Raw genomic sequence first — 17,099 nt, 5'->3', positions numbered from 1 at the left:
TGTGTTGTGCGCAAACATCACTTTACCAAGGGAGAAGCTCTTTTTCTATATCCGCTTTTTCCAATTCCTACACCCACAGAGATTTTACACTATCTTTGCTGAATGTCGGAGAATATCGCGGCCTGCTTGCCGACCATCGCACTCGCAAACTTACAACCGGTAAAGCCATTCAGATTTTTGTGGAGTCTCAGCTTGCAGGGCGTACCAGCTATGATGAAATCTCGGAACACCTTCGCATCATGCCGGATCTGCAGGACGACCATCTGAAGTCGATCAGTGCCTCTCAGCTTTCACGAAAGATCAAGCAACTCCCGACGGATCTGTTACAAGCGATCTTTCTCTGCAACATCGCACGCATCCAGGAGATCACCAAGCAGAAGCAAGGGATCCCGAATATCGGCAAGCTCCGGATTCTCGACTCCACCGTGCTTACCTTGCCCACCCTAGCTGGACGCTGGGCGTACTGGAGCAAAGAGCAAAATGCGGTCAAGATCCATACCCAGCTCGTGGTGGCCGATCGCGAAACGGTGTTTCCCGGCAAGATCATCAACAGCACAGCGGCGGTGAGTGATCAGGAAGTCGCTCTTGATCTGGTGGTGGCGGACGATGCATTCATGTGATGGATCGCGGGTATATCCAGTACGAGCTATATGAATCGCTGATTCACCAACAGATGAGGTTCGTGGCCAGATTGCAGACCAAGAACAAGGTAACCATCCTCCATCAGCGAGCGGTTCCTGAGGGTTCTCCCATCACGTTAGATGCGGACGTCGAGATCCAGTGGAACGATAAGCAGAAGCAGACGCATCACCTCCAAGCCCGACTGATCGAGTTTACGGATGAGCAGAAACGGACCTACCGCTTGCTGACCAATGTGCAGGATCGCTCTGCCCAAGAGATTAGCGAGATCTACCGCTATCGATGGTTGATCGAGTTGTTCTTCAAATGGATCAAGCAACATCTGAGGCTGGTGAAGATCTACAGCGCAAACCAAACCGCCATCTGGAACCAAATCTATCTGGCGCTGATCGCGTACAGCTTGGTGCTGTTGATCAAGTTAGAGATGCAAACGGATCTAAGCTTATGGCAGATCTTGAAACGCATGCGCTTATATGCTGAGCGATCGTGGGAAGAGTTTCAACAAGCTGTGTTACGACCGCCGTCTAAGCCATCCAAAGGCCGGCGTAAGAAAGGGCGGCCAGGAAGGCCGAGAAAACATCCATTGAAGCTCAAGAGCGTCAAGATGGTACTAGAGTAACCGAATGATTCATCTACTAATTTTTGGTAACATGACTACACTTCACGTCCTGTTACCCTTTTAGCACATTGGCGGAAAATAGAAATGGTAAATTTTAATCCAATAAGTTGATACAACCAAGATTAACAATTAATTGAATACCATGTCACTTTAGATGCAAGGCTAGTGCGAAATAAGGTCACTGGGGTCCTTTAGCATTACAAATCGCCCGTTTTTGCCCGAAATAGCGGCTCCTGGGTCCGTTAAACCGGGAGCCGTTGCACGCCAAGGTACGCCCTCAGCAGCCTACAGCGCTTTGCCACACGAGCGTGCACCCGCACACCCCGCCTCCCTGCTGGCTTTGCCGCATGGGCAGGCATATGCTGCGCCCCGCCTCCCGCCCGCGCGCCCCGCCGCCTAACCCTCGATCAGCGTTTGTCGCGGCCAGGTCCGCAGCCACTCCTTGGCGGCGACCCGTTCCCTGAATGCCGCGGTATCGCGGAAGTACGGGCTTTGCCGAACCTTCAACGACAGCAAATCTTCGAGGCCCAAGGGCGCGATTAGCTCCACTTCGCCTTCGGCGTTCAGGCAGACGCCAACCGCCGTAGCGGTTTCGGGCCAGTGCCGCATCGCGTCTTCGACCGAGCGGTAAGGCGCCTCCCCGTTCCGCAAATGCATCCGCGCCTGATTTTTGACCGACCAGTTCCGCTGCGGGCAGCGGGCCGACAGTTGAGCGTCGTACGCCTTCTCCACCGCTTCGTCCAGGCAATCCGGATCATAATAGAGGACGTCCACATCATGCAGCGGGGTTCTGCTCGCATACCCGTGCAGAACGTCCCAGACGAAGTTGCGGACATACCCGGCGGCGATGCACCCCTGCGGCAAGCCCAGTTCGGCAACGAGCCTTAGATCGGCCATCATCTCCGGCTGCCGCCGGATCGCTTCGCGTAAATCGGCTGCGCTGGCCATAGGCAAATATCCCGAACCATCAAGCAGCATCGTCTACCAACCTTTCAACCGAAATCAAACGTTTTTTCTATTATACATAGAAATACCGGACGCTGGCAGGACAGCGTCCGGCTCGGACTATTTTACAATAGCGCATTCCCATCTTTGCGCCTCATGAATTTTCAAAATGAGTTCACGGCGTTCATGGTCGTACCACCATCCGGCTACCCCATCTTCCAACGCTTCCAGGGATTCATACCGCTGTAGCCCGCCGACGTCCTGCGGCTCCCGCGGCAGGTGCTTCACCACGAAACGCAGGTTTTCCCGCGGATGATCGTAGCCGCGATGAAGCTCTTCATATCCCAGGCGGAGCGAAATTTTCGTCTCCTCGGCAAAGCATCTTAGCTCGTTATACTCCCCTTGCTTATACCGGTCGCTTGCGCCGTCGTCTTCATAAAGCGTAAATTCGCTGCTGCCCGGCTCGCCATCGTCCCCACGAACATAATAATACAAAGTCAAATTCTGCCACCCGGCCGTAGCGGTATGCTGCGCCTCGACGGTTTCCGGCACGATCGCTCCGCCCCGCACGAACAGCGGCAGCGTATCGAGAGGGGCGTGGACGAGGATGTGCTTGCCGCCCTCGTGCCGCTCGCCGGTCCAATAATCGTACCAGTTCCCTTCGGGAAGATAGACGGCCCGGTGAGCGGTGCTCGGTCTATAGATCGGAGCGATCAGAAAATCTTGACCCAGCAGGAACTGGTCGGACAGTTGGTACGTTTCCCGGTCCTCCGGATATTCCAGCGCCAAGCTGCGCATGATGGGCAGCCCCGTAAGCGACGCCTCGCGAAAATAAGCGTACAGATAAGGAAGCAGCCGGTATCTAAGCCGGATATATTTGCGGCAAATCTCCTCCACTTCACTGCCGAAGCGCCACGGCTCCTGATACAGCGTCTTATAGGCGCTATGGTTCCGGCACAGCGGCGAGAACACGCCCATCTGCATCCAGCGGGCCAACAGTTCGCCGGAGGTGGAATGCTCGAATCCGCCGATGTCGGAACCGCAAAAAGCGACGCCGGAGAAGCCCAAATTCATCCCCATAGGCATGAACATCGCCATATGCTCCCAATAACTGCGGTTGTCTCCGGTCCAGACGGCGGCAAACCGCTGAATCCCCGCATAACCGGAACGGGTCAGCACGAAGGGGCGTTCCCCGCTCAGCAAACGCTTCATTCCTTCATGGGTCGCTTTCGACATGGCGAGGCCGTACATGTTGTGCCAAGCTTCATGGCTGATCGGCCGCCCGTCGTTTTGGTGCAGCACATCCAAATCCATCGTATGGGTTTCGCAGGCGAACACGCTCGGTTCGTTCATGTCGTTCCAGATTCCCGCGATGCCCATTTCCGCGTACACGCGGTGCTGCTCGCCCCACCACTTGGCAGCCTCAGGATCGGAAAAATCCGGGAATACGCTTATTCCGGGCCAAACCTCGCCTTGAAAGACGCTCCCGTCTTCTTTACGGCAAAAATAACCCTTCTCTAAGCCTTCGACGTAAACCGGGAACCGCGCGTCCATTTTTACGCCCGGATCGACAATCGGCACAACCCGGATCCCCATCTCCTTCAGTTCGGCGATCATCCCTTTCGGGTCCGGAAACCGCACCGGGTCAAACGTAAACACCTTAAAGTCTTCCATGTAGTGGATATCCAGGTAAATCGCGTCGCAAGGGATTCCTTTCGCCCGAAAGGTGCGCGCGAGCTCCAGCACCTCCTGCTGGGTCATATAGCTGTAGCGGGACTGCTGGTAGCCGATGGCCCAAAGCGGCGGCAGCTCCATCCGGCCGGTCAGCAGCGTGTAGCGCTGAACGACGTCTTTGAGCGCGGGACCCGCCACAAAATAGCCATCCAGCAGTCCCGTTTCCAAATCGATCCGGTACTTATCCCGCTCTTTCCGCATATCGAACTGGATTTGTCCCGGGTTATCGACAAACAGGGCGTAAGCTTTCCCCAAATGGTGATGGATGAGCACAGGTATCGATTGGTAAAGCGACTCCATGTCGGCCACATGCGGCGAATAGACGTCGGAGTTCCACATCGTATACCGCTCGCCGCGCTTGTCCAAATAACCCGTCGTTTCGCCAAGCCCGTAAATCTGCGCTCCGGGCGTCATCTCGCCGCGGCACTGCAAATGCCCTTCACCGCTGTAATACCGGTGAAGGTTCATTGCCGGATGGCCGGCGGCGTCCGTCAGAACGAAGGACAGGTCACTTTTGTTCACTTGAAGGGTCCAGTTGCCGCCGCCATGAAGCAAAATCCGATCTTCCGTCTCCTCTATGGAAATCCGATTGGAACAAGATTCGTCCGGCAGCAGGGCCGCATACACCGGAAGCGTACCGGCTAACGCTTCCGCGGACGCGGCTCCCGTAATCCGAACGATATCCTCGTAAATCCACTGAACCCGCAAAGAGCCATGCCGCCCTTCGATGATCGTCCATCCCGATTCGGAAACGACCGCTCTCGCGGGTCCGAAATGCTCGACCTCTCTGTCCGAACGGCGCGCCAGCTCGCCGTCCGGACGAATCATTTCGCTAGTTAGCATGAACCGATCCCCCAGATTTCGTTTGAATATAAACCTTCTGCTCGCCTTGACCGGCACGCAGAATCAAATCATTTCCGCGAAGGAAGTAGCCCGGCTCTTGGTCCAGGTCATCCGGATTCGCCAAACGGCTCAAATCCGCATCGCCCAACGTCACCTTCTGCACCTCATCCAGTCCGCGCACGATCAGGCTGACAGGCTCGGAGACATTCGATGTCACCGTAAACCGCAAACCGTCTTCCTCCCGTTTTCCCCGCAGCGTTACGTAGTTACCCAGATCGTCCGCGAAACGATAGTCCCATTCACGGACGGGGAACATCATGAAAGTAAGCCGCTCATAACGGTCCACCGCATTGCCTACATGCGTGCCCAGATTCAATCCGTCCTTCAGATTAAGCGGAATGATCCCATCTTCCCGGATAAACACGGGGATTTCGTCCAAATCGGCGTGAACGCCTTCGCTGCGCCCGCCCTCGACTAGCTGATCCCCAAACAGGGAGAGCCAGCGCCCTTCCGGAAAATAAACCCGTCTGCTGTAAGCTCCTTCTTCCGTTAGCGGCGCTACGAGCAGGCTTCTGCCGAACATATACTGCGTTCCCAGCCCCATGCAGGCTTTGTCGCCCGGAAACTCGATAGCCATCGCCCGCATCATCGGTTCCCCCGTGGCGCTGGAATACATCGCTTCGGCATACACATACGGAAGGAGGTTCATGCGGATATCGGCGAATTTTTTATAGATCGCGATCACCTCGGGACGTCCCGTCCGCTCGGCAATGTTCCAAGGAGTCCGGTCCTGATTGAATTCCCCCTTCGTTTCCGCATGGTACTGCATGACCGGACAAAAGGCGGCCATCTGCGCCGCGCGGATGAACAGCTCCGCCGTCGGAATATCGCCGTGAAATCCTCCCAGATCCCAGCCCCAAAACGGGATGCCGGACATGCCGCTCGTCAGGCCCGCCAAGATAGAGGAGCGGAAGGCCTCATACGTCGAGCGCTCGTCCCCGGCCCAATGCAGCGGATATTGCTGGGCTCCCGTATAGCCAGAGCGGCTGAAGGTGATGCCGTTATTGCGCGTCCGTTCCTGAACAAACCGGTAATAGCTCCCGATATAGTCGAGCGGATAGCGGTTGTGCATCTCCGCAGCGGACGTGCCGTCGGCAAACATCAGATCATGGCCCAGAATGCATTCCCCGCCGTCGGTCTTAAACCCGTCAATCCCGACTTCATCGAGCAGATACTGCCGTTTCTTAAACCACCAGCGCCGAGCTTCCTCGTTCGTGAAGTCAAGGACAAGGCAATCCTTGAACCAATTGTAGGGAATCCGGTACGGCGTCCCGTCGGTTCGCCTTACGTGATAATTCCGCTCCAGCATAAACTTCTCGTCCTGGTCCTTCTGCTCGTGCGTAATGCCGTACATAAATTTTTGAATCGGGATTTGCCAGAGCAGAACCTTAAGCCCGCGCGCATGGAGCTCTTCGACCATTTGCCGGGGATTCGGCCAGCGCCCCCAATCCGGAAACGTGAAATCGCCGTATGTGAGGAATTCACCGCCGTCTACCGCCTTGTACTGGGCATCGTTGAAAATGTAGAACGTCGCCTCGTCGCTCCACTGCTCCAGCACGATGACCGTCGCCGGGATTTCATACCGCTCCGTCAGCTCCACCTGCTTCATCGTCTCGGCCTGGCTGTCCCAGTTGTTGCTTGACATCCATGGGCCAAACGACCACTTCGGCGGGAGGACGGGTCTTGCTGTCGCCTCGCTGAACTGGCGGATGACCGCGAGCGGTTGTCCAGGGAACCAGTGTGCTTTTAGCCTAGGCGAATCGGGGCTTAATTCCGCTTCCACCGTCAATAGATCCGACTGCTGCGAACCGAAATCAAAACGGGAATACATCAGCGTATCCAGAAAACAGCCATAGCCTTGCGAGCTGATGTAGAAGGGGACGGGCATATATGTTTTAAGCCCTTGGCTCCGGTACTCGTTATACACGTGGTTATCTACACTAAATCCGCGATATTCCATGCGCGCGTATCTCTCGCCCATCCCGAAGGCGCGCTCCCCGTCTTGAAGCTGCAAATTCAGCCGGGCTTTGTAAACTTTGCCCTCCTGATCGGTCATCACTTCCACCGGCGGCGTGCCGCGCCCTTGGGCCGTCTCGAAAACGAGCTTCCCTAGCGCATCCAGCATACGCCATTTAAGCTTGCCGTTGGCGCGGGCAATGATCAACTCGTATCCTTTCAGCTCTAGCCTCCATTCCGCCGTTTCCGGCTGATCCCCGGAGATTCCCGGTGAAGAGTCCGGCGCCTTCCAATCCAGCATGACTTCAATCCCTTCGCCGCTCTCTCTTGCGGCTCTATGAAAGCGGATGACAGGCCGCAGGCTCATTCCGGGAAGAAGCGCAAACTCTACGGCAATTTCCTCCGGATTCGCCTGGATGCTAGACGGCTCCCAAAGTCCTGTCCATGCCCGAACGGAGAAAGAATAGACTTCCGAAACGACCTTTTCCCCGCCTTCCTGAGCCTCGAAACGGTAGTGCACAGTCTGGCCGAAAGCAAACCGTCCAAGCGCCGCCTCCCAAATCTTCTCCCCTTCCGGCGTGGCGGCCAGCCTCATCGGCAAGCGCGTATACGCGCCGTCCCCGATGCGGAATTCAACCCACACCGTTTGCGATTGCGGGCGAAACGGCAGCGTCGATGCGCGCACGAACACTAGCTGCCCCTCCTCCGGATGCCGGGGAGACCGTTCATGCGGCGCATATACGTAAGGATCATTCGTTCCCGCCGGTTCGTGCAGCAATGATACGGACGGTCTGTCCGGCGCCTTTTCGCGGCCTTGCAAAGCTTTTTTCAGCGCCTCTTCGGCAATTTCGAAGATCGCTTCCGCCAGGGGGCTTACCGGGATTTGCCCGCCGCGTTTGCGCAGTTCCTCTTCCAGGTAAAGCGGCTCCAAGGCCGTTTGCGGATCGATCTCCGGCAGCTCTCCGCCAGGCGATGCCTCACGAAGCTCCGTCAGGCGCTCCAGCAATTGCTTCGCCTTCGCCGTATCCCCTTTTTCGCTGTAATACCACGCCAGGACTCCTCCCAGCGCCGGACGCTCGCAACCTCCGAAGGCCAGATCGGCTTCAGAGAACCGCACCCCGCGGCCGATCAGCTCCCGTTCGGCAACGTACAGCGCTTCGATGAGAATGCGGTCCTCGATCCCGAGCAAACCGAAAGGAACGGCGGCCAGCACAATATCGCCGTTAATTTCCCGGCTGCCCACGCGGCTGACGACCCGGCCGTCTTTAATCATTTTGGCAAACAGCAATTCTCGGATCTCTTTGAGCAGCCGCTGCACATCGGCGGCCGAAAATGCGCCGCTATCCAGCCCGTTCGTCCATGAAGGCTGAATGGCCAGCGCGGCCCCGTACAAAATCGCCAAATTGCTTAAATAAATCGCCGGCTCCCGCCCCGGAATGCCGAGCCAATGCGGCAGCGAATCCCTCCAATGCGCGGATATGGCCGTCAGAGCCACTTCCGCCGTGTTCCGGAGGCTAACAAGCAGCGACCGGTCTTTAGCCGCATTCGTATATTCGCCGAGAATCCACAGCCAATAAGCCGCATTCAGCGTATCCGGGCCGCTAAGCGCCGGCGGCTTTGCGCCCTCCCCGCCGATATTTGACTGCTTGAAGGCGTGAAGCAGAATCGTTTCCGTTTGCCGGATGAACCTTACCGCCCGATCCATCTCGCCTCTTTGGAGCCCGGCAAAGCTGGAAAACGCCTGATCGCGTATCAAGTCCCCTTTTCCCGTCATCGTGCTGCCTCCTTTTCATAAAAAGCGACATACATCGCATAAGCCAAAAATCCGGCGCAGGTAGCAAACGCCTCGCCAGTCTCGCATTCGCCCGTATGTTCGTTGACGCTTTCACAGGCGATGCCGTTGTCCATTTTCAGGTGCGGCACAATCCGCAGAAAATGTTCTTTGCGGCCCGACAATAGGCTGTTGGCGATGCTGAGCACCCACGGATGGGGCGCATGCTCGCAGCCGATATCGGCAATTTTCGCCCCGGCAAAAGAGTACCGGTAATCCGGTCTCCGGATATATTCCACCGTCGCCCGGTAAACGGGATCGTCCCAGCCGCAAAAACCGTAGAACGGCAGCAGCGTTAAACTGCCCGGAGGCTCGTCGTACACATTCCAGTTGCCTTCAAGGTCCACGGACCAGGCAAAAATTCGTTTGCCGTCGACTTCTTTGACGCAGTGCTCGTAGATCGCCGCTTGCGTCTTATCCGCCTTTTGGAGCAGGGGGCCGGCAAATTCTTTGCGGCCCGCAAGCAGTTCGGCCAAATAACGTAAAATCGTAACTACCAGCGCATTGTTGTAAGTCAAATACGGATACACGATCATGTCGTCGGTCGGCTGCAGGAAAGTTTCATACAAATCGATATGCTTGTGCTTCTTGGAATCCAGAATGTTCAGAATCCGCGCGATGCCTTTGGCAAAAATCGGCTCATGTACGATTTCCTTCTCTCCCGTGCGCTTCACGTAGTTGTACAGCGCAACGATCGGAGCGCACAGCTCATCCAGTTCAAAGCCCGGTTCCAGCACCGTGCCGTCGATGTAGCGGCTGTGAACGCCCACGTTTCTCATTTGCACCTCGAATACGTACTCCAGCATTTGGCGGGCATAACCGGCATCCGCGATCAGGATGGATGGGAAGCTCCAGAGCAGGCTGTCCCGGTCCCAATAGGCCGCGCTGACGTAATACCTCGGGCTTCGGGAGGTGATGAGCACAAGCTGCTCCGTATCCATCGTCTTTCCGGAAGCGTAAAAGAAGTTAAAGAACAGATTCGTGTTAAACAATTGGTCCAAATCTTCCCGGCCGCTTTGCTGGCGCCGCTCTTCCAGCCAGCTTACGGTGCGGGACAGGAGAGCGCCGTAGCCTTTGCGCAGCATTTCTTTGGCCGCTGTCGTCGAGCCCACCTCTTCAAAACCGAGCCCCCAATAAAAATCGACCGCTGCCGATTCGCCGGGCGCAAGCGACAATTCCTTGCCGAAGCGGTAAGCGATGCCCTCATCCCTTGCCTCCGCCTCATGCAAATCCATCTTCGCCGCAAAAATCGGCGCAAACGAAAATACCGACACCGTGTTGCGGAAATCAAACACATTGGAATGGTTCCAGCCGCTTTCATAAACAAATTTCCGGCCGTTCATCGGCTTGGATTCATTGATCGTATGCTTCGTTTCCGTCCATTTTCCTTGCAGCCCGAGCGTAAACGTAAGCGTCTCTTTCCCGCGGTTTTCCGCTTTGAGCCGATATACAAAGCCCCTTTCTTCGAGCGGAGCCAGCACCGTACCTTCCAGAACCAAATCCGAAACGCCCGGTATGTCCGCTTCAAAGGTAGGAATCCAGTCGCTAAGCCGCCGCCAGCGCAAGTTCTGCGGTCTATGCACCGCGCCATTCATATCGATGAAAGGCTCCATCAGCGGCGCGTTGTCCGCCGGATCGCCTGTAATTTCCACGATGCCTTTGTAGCCCATATGCAAAAAATTGACCGATTCGATCGCCGCCCTTGCTTCGGTCAGCAGAGGAATCGCGATCATTTCATTGCCGGTAGGCAGATATGATTTCATTCTTTCACCCCATCGCTATAATCCAAAAATACTTTTTTGCTATAACACGCGAAATTAAAGTATGATAGTAATTGAAAGTAAGTAAGGGATCGTTCCCACAAACGACCCCTTACCATGGGTGCTGGATAATCAAGACGACGCTTTGCTGTTATTTCAGAATGTCTTCCAATTTTTTCTGGGCGGCATCCAGCGCGGTTTGGGCATCGGATGCGCCAAGTCTTGCTTTATCCAGCTCTTCCCCCACCGCCGTCGAAATTTCGTTCCATTTCTCAGGCTTCGGTCCGACCGGAGGCAGAACGAGGGAATCCAACGCTTCGATCACTTTCTTCTTCGATTCAGGCGGCGTTTTCTTGAAATAAGCCTCCAGCATCGTTTCGTCGGAAATCGCCGGCACGCTCCAATCTTTCGCAATCCGCTGCTCCACTACGTAAGGATCGGCAGACATGAACTTCAGGAATTTCCACGCCGCTTCGGCATGCTCGCTGTTCTTGGAAACGGCAAGCCCGTCGGCGAAGAAATGATGGGCTTTTTGCACATTGCCCGGTTCAAGAGCGATGTCCCAATTAAAGCCCGCGTCCGCAAACCGCGCCATATTCCAAATCCCGGTGCGGAACATCGCGATTTTCCCGGCTTTGAAGGCGTTGACGTCGGCATCCGGCTGGGCGAAGGTGTCGTCATTCAGCGGCGGAGAAATTTTATATTTTGCCGCCTTATCGATCATCCATTGCAGCGCTTCCACGTTGGCCGGGCTATTAACCGTCGGTTTGCCGCTTTCGTCAAAAATACCGCCGCCGTTTTGGGCGATCGTTTTGTAAAACTCATAAAATTGGATCGGCGAGTAAGTGCCCCAAATGCCTTTCTCCGCATCGGTCAGCTTTTGCGCGGCTTCCAGCTCATCTTTCCAAGTCCAGGAGTCCTGCGGATAAGCCACTTGCTTCTGGTCGAACAAATCTTTGTTGTAGAATAGAACGACGTCCGAGAAGCTTTCCACGATGCCCATTTGCTTTCCGTTATATTTGAACGCGTCATAAGCCAGCTTCTTGTACTGATCCGGGTTGAACTCTTTATCGTTTGCGATAATGTCGGTCAAATCCATCAACACATTTTGCGAGGCGTAGGTCATGAAATTTTCGTACCCTACCTCAAACACGTCAGGGGCGGTATTGGAAGCGATCATCGTATTCAGCTTGGTCATATAATTTTGATAGTCTACGATTTCCATGTCGACCTTGATGCCAGGATTGGCCTCTTCGAATTTTTTGATCATGCCCTTGAGCGTTTCTTCCTGCGCGCCGCTCGCCGTGTACTGCATAAATTTGATCGTTTCCTGCTTGCCGCCGTTCGCATTTTCCGAACCGCCCGCTTCCTTGCCGCTGTTTGAGCCGCATGCCGACGCTACCAACGCCAGGCACAGAAGCAGAATCCATGTCATGCTCTTCTTGACCATTTACCATCTCTCCCTTGAGTTTTCTAAAATAGCGCTTACATCGCGCATTGCGCCAAATTCCGCCAGGCCATTGCACCGCCCGCGTATCCGCATCCCCCCCTTGTTTTAGGTGTGGTTTATTTTATCCCGCTCATCGTGATCCCCTTAATAAAATGCTTTTGTGCAAACAGGTACACGATGAAGATAGGAATAAACGAAATCACATTGCCGGCCATCAGAATGTTCCATTCCGTCGCCCAGCGCCCCTGCAGCCTGCTTAAGCCCAGCGGCAGGGTCATCAAATCGGTATCGCTCGTGATGATCAGCGGCCACAGGAAATTGTTCCACGAGCCCATAAACGAAAAGATCAGCAGCGTCGCCAAAACCGGCTTGCTAAGCGGCAAAACCACCTTGCGGAACACTTGGAAATAGGAAGCTCCGTCGATAAACGCCGCTTCTAGCAGCGCGTTAGGGATTCCGATCATGTGCTGGCGCAGCAGGAAGGTCCCGTACGCGCTGAATATCCCCGGCAGGATCAGCCCGGCCAACGTGTTCACGAGATGCAGCTTCTGAAAAATGATGAATAACGGCGTCATCGTGACCTGCATCGGGATCATCAGCGTGATCAAAAACAGGAAGAACAACGCTTCCCTGCCTTTGAAGCTGATTTTGGCGAAGACGAATGCCGCCATGGCGCAGACAATAAGCTGCAGTCCAGTCGAAACGACGGCGACGACGGCGCTGTTCCACAATGAACGGAAAATCGGAAAGTATTTTTCAATTTCAATGAAATTATCGAAGTTAAAATGCGACGGAATCCACTGCGGCGGCATCTTGACGACTTCCAGGCTGTCCTTGAACGCGCCGCTGACCATCCAGACAAACGGAAATACGAGCACGAGCGAAGCGATGGACAAAACGAGATGCGCGGCGATGTTTTTCCATAACGTTGCCTTACTTGTCATAAACGACCCACCTTTTTTGCAATTGGTTCTGCACCAGCGTCACGGCAAAAATGATCGCGAACAGCACCCAGGACTGGGCAGACGCAAAACCCATCTTGTTGTTCATGAAAGCGTTCTTATAAACTTGCTCGACGATCGTGCTTGTGCTTCCTGCCGGTCCGCCGCCGGTCATGATCATAACCTGGTCGAACAGTTGGAACGAGTTGATCAGGGAAATCGTCAGCACGAAAAACAGCGCCGGCGTCAGCAAAGGAAGCGTAATTTTCCGAAACTGGGTCCAACCTCTGGCCCCGTCGATTTGCGCCGCCTCATAGTAGTCGTCGGATATTTCCTGAAGTCCGGCAAGCAGAATAATCGCCACAAATCCAAGGTCCTTCCATACCGTAACCCCGATGACCGCCGGCAAAGCCCAGTTGAAATCTTGAAGCCAAATCGGGCCGTCGATCCCAAACAGGGAAAGAAAGTAGTTTATCAGGCCGCTTTGGCCGTTGAGGAACCAGCGCCATACTATCGACACCGCGATCCACGAAGTAATGACCGGAATGAATATCATCGCCCGGTAAAATTTGATGCCCCGCATGTTCCGGTTCAGCAATACGGCGAGAAAGGTGCCGAGCGCCATCACCGCCGGGATGTAGCCGACGATAAACTTGAACACGTTAAGCAGCGAGGTGTAAGATTTCTCATCGGTAAATACCTTTGCGAAATTGTCCAAACCGACAAATTTGGCGGATGACAGCATGTTCCAATCCGTAAAGCTGATCACTCCTGAAATGACGATCGGTATCAGTTGAAACATTAGCAGCCCGATCAAGCTGGGAAGCAAAAACACGAGGATTGCCGCCCGTTTCGCCCATTTATTCTGACCAACCATGTTTCCACTCCTTTATCGCTTAATCCGGCGCACGGTTTCGCGTTCTTTGATGGAAATCGGAAGCAGGGTAACTCCGCCGTCGGGTTTTTGCTTGCCGTCCAGAACGTCAATGAGATATTGGGCCGCAGCCATCCCCCGGGCCTTAATATCCTGATGGACGGTCGTCAGCTTCGGAAGAAAAATGCTGGATAGCGAAATATCGTCAAAGCCGATCACCGAGACATCGTCCGGCACCTGAAGCCCTTCCTGGCGCAAACCGTTAATGACGCCGAAGGCCATCATGTCGCTGGTGACGAAGACCGCAGTCAGGTTCGTTTGCCGCTTGGCAATCTCGATGCCGGCCTCCACCCCATACTCGTAGCTGACCTGCCCCTCGAACACGAGGTTGTGGTCATAAAACAAATTCGCTTCGCTCAAAGCCTTCTTATAACCCAAATACCGCTTCTCCACGACGCCATCCTTCCGGATGACCCCTGTAACGAGGCCGATGTTCGTATGGCCTTGCTCGATCAGATGCTTGGTGGCCAGATAGCCGCCCAGCTCGTCGTCGATCCGGATTTTCTTGAACGAATCGTCGTTAATATAGCTGTCAATGAGCACGATCGGAATATCCACCTTTTTCAGCTCTTCATAGAAGCTTTCCTGATAAATCCCCATGATGACAGCCCCGTCCAGATTGCGCTGCATCGTTAAATCCAGATAGCTATGCCCTTTCTCCACCCCGGAGATCAGGACATGATAACCGTGCTGCCTTAGCTTGGCTTCGATTCCGCAGATCAGGTCGCTGTAGAACGGGTTTTCGAGCAGCAGCCTCTTCTGGTCTTCGGTCTGGGGAATCACAACGCCGATCAGGCTGGAACGTTTGCTCGCCAAGCTCCGCGCGGAAAAATCGGGGATATAATTCAGCTCTTCGATCGCCTTTAAGATTTTCGCCAGCGTCTCTTCCGACACTTTGCCTTCGCGCCCGTTCAACACATACGAGACCGCGGCCGCGGAAACCCCGGCTTTCTCCGCCACATCTTTAATCGTCGTACGTTTCATTCCTCCACCTTCTTTTGTTTACTTTGCTGAACATCACCAAGATCTTAGTTATACGTTTAAGTTCATTATAGTGACGAAAGCGCTATATTTCAAGTGGAATTTGCTAATTTTAGCTTCGGGATTTTAGTTAACGAAGTTAACCGATTTACCTCAGGGCAAAAAAGAGAGGTTATATTCGAGCAGGAATATAACCCCGTCCTTTTCATCCAGCTTTCACTGCTGCCTTAACACCTCATCTTTCGGCAGCAGCACGGTCAACAGGCCGATCAGCGGCAGCAGCGAGCATAGCTGCATAATGTACAGGATGCCGGTCTGATCGGCAAAAATGCCGAGCACCGCGGAGCCGAGGCCGCCGAGGCCAAACGACAGCCCGAAAAAACAGGCCGGACACGAGCCCCACTTTTCCCGGCAGGAGCTCCTGCGCGTACACGACGATGATCGAAAACGAAGAGGACATAATCAAGCCGGCGATCACGACGAGCACGCCGGACCAGAACAAATTGGCGTAAGGAAGCAGCAGCGAAAACGGCGCCGTCCCCAGGATCGACAGCCAAATGATGTTGCGCCGCCCGTACCGGTCCGCCAGCGGCCCGCCAAAAAACGTGCCGACCGCCGCCGCGGCCAGAAAAGCGAAAATATACCACTGCGCCGTTTCTTTGGCTACGCCGTAATGATCGATCAGAAAAAACGAATAAAAAGTGGAAATGCTGATCGTATATACATTTTTGGAAAACAGCAGCAGCACCAGCACGGTAACCGCCAGCATGACTTTCCCCTGGCTAAGGCCGCTTTTGGGTGCCGGCTCGCCGCTTCCAACGCGCCGTTTGCGCGGCTGCAAATCCTGCCCACCGTACCATCTAGCTACAAAAAACTGGATGATAATCGCCGCCACAGCCGCCAAGGCAAACCAGGCGACGCTGCGCTGCCCGAGCGGGATAAAAATCAAAGCCGACATGATCGGGCCGAGCGAAGAGCCTACATTCCCGCCGACCTGGAAAATCGATTGGGCCAGCCCGCGTCTTGTCCCCGCCGCCAAATAGGCGACGCGCGACGACTCCGGATGAAACACCGACGAGCCCAATCCGATCAAGGTGACGGCAAGCAAAATCATGCCGTAGTTAGGCGCGAACGCGAGCATGACGATGCCGGCCAGCGTAAAGCAGACGCCGAGCGGCAAAATGTCCGGCCGCGGCCGGACATCGGAGTACAAGCCTACCAAAGGCTGAAACACCGAAGCGGTGATGTTCATGGCAAAAGAAATCCACCCGATCTGTCCGTACGATAGCAGCAGCGACTCGCGCAGCACCGGAAACAACGCGGGGATCGCCGATTGCATCGTGTCGTTCAGCAAATGGACGATGCTGACCGCAAACAAAACCGGGTAGACGGTGAATACGGGTGATGCCGTTTTTACAGCGGTTGTCTGATTCATAGGTTCCTCACTTGCTTGTCTTGATTTCTAGGAAAATAAAATGAAAGCTTCCAGCTTGTTAAAAAGAGAGCATCGCGCCGCTTTCGTCAAACGCGGCGGAAGGATTCCAGGCCACCTCCCAGACGTTGAATTCCGGGTCGGCAAAATAAGCTGAACGGCCGCCCCAAAACGCCTGCTCCGGCTCCTTGAGGATGACCGCTCCGGCGGCGCGCGCCTGCTCGATCGCCGCGTCGACCAGCTCCGGCTCCTCCACGTTGACCGCCAGCGTAATCCCCCGGAATGAAGGCTTGGCATCTCCGGCTTCCCGAGGGCCGCCCGGACCGTCTTCCGTCGCCCATTTCCCGTCAAGCCCGGCATCCTTCGCCAATTCCGCGTAAGGATATAGGCTCAGCAGAACGCCCGCCGTCGTAAATACGCAATAATCGTCCGTGCTCGCCGGCGTATCCTCCCAGCCCAAACGTTGGTAGAACGCGCGCAAATTCGGCAGATCCCGCGCTCCCAAAGTCACCAAGGTAATCCGCTGCGGTATCATTCGTATCCCTCCCTCATCTCAAAATGCAAGGCAGAAGAAACTGGAAAATTTTTATGGTATCCTTTATCCTACATCAAATCCGGGAGATTGAACAGTTGCCGGGCAAAAAAGTCAGTGTCAAGCTAGCGTGGGCAGTCATTTAAGATGCCTGGAACGCGAACCCCGAAGGAACCTCTTCCTTGTAAGCGCTTTGCTTCGTTCTTTCATCAAACACAAGTGATTTGTCAGAATTTTTTGCCGTTATCCGCGAAGTGCTTTGAGTGCCATACCCGTTGTGCTGCTTTGCTTCGGTCCTTGCAGCATGCGAATCATTCCAGCGATACAACCCTTGACCGGTTGCGTCACGTTCTTGAGCAATTGCCGCATGTTTATCGACTGCTGCGGCGTTGCCTGCTTACTCGCTTGTCCTTCAACCGTTCTTACCACCGTGCCCGCTTCT

Annotated in this window: 11 protein-coding genes and 2 pseudogenes; 2 read left to right on the top strand and 11 right to left on the bottom strand. The window is 54.8% G+C overall.

Annotated features, from left to right (window positions below):
• Together F591_RS0124855 and F591_RS0124850 are read left to right on the top strand one after the other, a co-directional pair.
• The coding region (locus tag F591_RS0124855) for a transposase (protein WP_483823577.1) at positions 1-620 on the top strand (620 nt) is incomplete at its 5' end.
• Positions 620-1,258: a transposase gene (locus F591_RS0124850; protein ID WP_026326882.1), complete on the top strand. Its 639-nt coding sequence runs from the start codon at positions 620-622 to the stop codon at positions 1,256-1,258. The genes F591_RS0124855 and F591_RS0124850, both read left to right, overlap by 1 nt.
• 396 nt (positions 1,259-1,654) lie before the next feature.
• On the opposite strand, the gene F591_RS0124845 is transcribed toward F591_RS0124850, so the two are convergent.
• The 11 genes and pseudogenes from F591_RS0124845 to F591_RS29035 form a co-directional block, all read right to left on the bottom strand.
• Positions 1,655-2,206, bottom strand: a complete 552-nt coding sequence (locus F591_RS0124845) for a nucleotidyltransferase family protein (protein WP_026326881.1) — start codon at positions 2,204-2,206, stop codon at positions 1,655-1,657.
• Positions 2,207-2,323: 117 nt separating this feature from the next.
• A complete protein-coding gene (locus F591_RS0124840) occupies positions 2,324-4,780 on the bottom strand; it encodes a glycoside hydrolase family 31 protein (RefSeq protein ID WP_156829696.1) in 2,457 nt (818 codons plus the stop codon).
• On the bottom strand, positions 4,770-8,570 hold the full coding sequence (locus F591_RS29810) for a glycoside hydrolase family 31 protein (protein ID WP_019537298.1): 3,801 nt from the start codon (positions 8,568-8,570) through the stop codon (positions 4,770-4,772). Before F591_RS29810 ends, F591_RS0124840 begins: the two co-directional genes overlap by 11 nt.
• The gene (locus F591_RS0124830) at positions 8,567-10,390 is read right to left on the bottom strand and encodes a glycoside hydrolase family 125 protein (protein ID WP_019537297.1); all 1,824 of its coding nucleotides are present in this window, start codon (positions 10,388-10,390) and stop codon (positions 8,567-8,569) included. The genes F591_RS29810 and F591_RS0124830 overlap by 4 nt, the downstream gene beginning before the upstream one ends.
• 148 nt (positions 10,391-10,538) lie before the next feature.
• Positions 10,539-11,837: an ABC transporter substrate-binding protein gene (locus F591_RS0124825; RefSeq protein WP_019537296.1), complete on the bottom strand. Its 1,299-nt coding sequence runs from the start codon at positions 11,835-11,837 to the stop codon at positions 10,539-10,541.
• Between the two features lie 116 nt (positions 11,838-11,953).
• Positions 11,954-12,781 (bottom strand): carbohydrate ABC transporter permease, encoded by an 828-nt coding sequence (locus F591_RS0124820; protein ID WP_019537295.1) that lies wholly within the window; start codon positions 12,779-12,781, stop codon positions 11,954-11,956.
• The gene (locus tag F591_RS0124815) at positions 12,771-13,655 is read right to left on the bottom strand and encodes a carbohydrate ABC transporter permease (RefSeq protein ID WP_019537294.1); all 885 of its coding nucleotides are present in this window, start codon (positions 13,653-13,655) and stop codon (positions 12,771-12,773) included. Before F591_RS0124815 ends, F591_RS0124820 begins: the two co-directional genes overlap by 11 nt.
• Before the next feature lie 12 nt (positions 13,656-13,667).
• The gene (locus F591_RS0124810) at positions 13,668-14,696 is read right to left on the bottom strand and encodes a LacI family DNA-binding transcriptional regulator (RefSeq protein WP_019537293.1); all 1,029 of its coding nucleotides are present in this window, start codon (positions 14,694-14,696) and stop codon (positions 13,668-13,670) included.
• 213 nt (positions 14,697-14,909) lie between these two features.
• A pseudogene (locus F591_RS29040) lies at positions 14,910-16,128 on the bottom strand (MFS transporter).
• 58 nt (positions 16,129-16,186) lie between these two features.
• Positions 16,187-16,660 (bottom strand): VOC family protein, encoded by a 474-nt coding sequence (locus F591_RS0124800; RefSeq protein WP_019537292.1) that lies wholly within the window; start codon positions 16,658-16,660, stop codon positions 16,187-16,189.
• A gap of 240 nt (positions 16,661-16,900) precedes the next feature.
• Positions 16,901-17,099 (bottom strand): annotated as a pseudogene (locus F591_RS29035) (ISLre2 family transposase); the annotation flags it as partial.

This window comes from Paenibacillus ginsengihumi DSM 21568 (assembly GCF_000380965.1).
Lineage (GTDB): Bacteria > Bacillota > Bacilli > Paenibacillales > NBRC-103111 > Paenibacillus_G > Paenibacillus_G ginsengihumi.
Note: the sequence above shows the minus strand (reverse complement) of the source record. Positions and strands in the feature narration are given on the sequence as shown.

Excerpts from the sequence above, each read along its gene's own strand:
- F591_RS0124825 (WP_019537296.1), bottom strand. The coding sequence starts at position 11,837 with ATGGTCAAGAAGAGCATGACATGGATTCTGCTTCTGTGCCTGGCGTTG.
- F591_RS29810 (WP_019537298.1), bottom strand. The coding sequence starts at position 8,570 with ATGACGGGAAAAGGGGACTTGATACGCGATCAGGCGTTTTCCAGCTTT.
- F591_RS0124845 (WP_026326881.1), bottom strand. The coding sequence starts at position 2,206 with ATGGCCAGCGCAGCCGATTTACGCGAAGCGATCCGGCGGCAGCCGGAG.
- F591_RS0124840 (WP_156829696.1), bottom strand. The coding sequence starts at position 4,780 with ATGCTAACTAGCGAAATGATTCGTCCGGACGGCGAGCTGGCGCGCCGT.
- F591_RS0124815 (WP_019537294.1), bottom strand. The coding sequence starts at position 13,655 with ATGGTTGGTCAGAATAAATGGGCGAAACGGGCGGCAATCCTCGTGTTT.
- F591_RS0124820 (WP_019537295.1), bottom strand. The coding sequence starts at position 12,781 with ATGACAAGTAAGGCAACGTTATGGAAAAACATCGCCGCGCATCTCGTT.
- F591_RS0124830 (WP_019537297.1), bottom strand. The coding sequence starts at position 10,390 with ATGAAATCATATCTGCCTACCGGCAATGAAATGATCGCGATTCCTCTG.
- F591_RS0124810 (WP_019537293.1), bottom strand. The coding sequence starts at position 14,696 with ATGAAACGTACGACGATTAAAGATGTGGCGGAGAAAGCCGGGGTTTCC.
- F591_RS0124800 (WP_019537292.1), bottom strand. The coding sequence starts at position 16,660 with ATGATACCGCAGCGGATTACCTTGGTGACTTTGGGAGCGCGGGATCTG.
- F591_RS0124850 (WP_026326882.1), top strand. The coding sequence starts at position 620 with ATGGATCGCGGGTATATCCAGTACGAGCTATATGAATCGCTGATTCAC.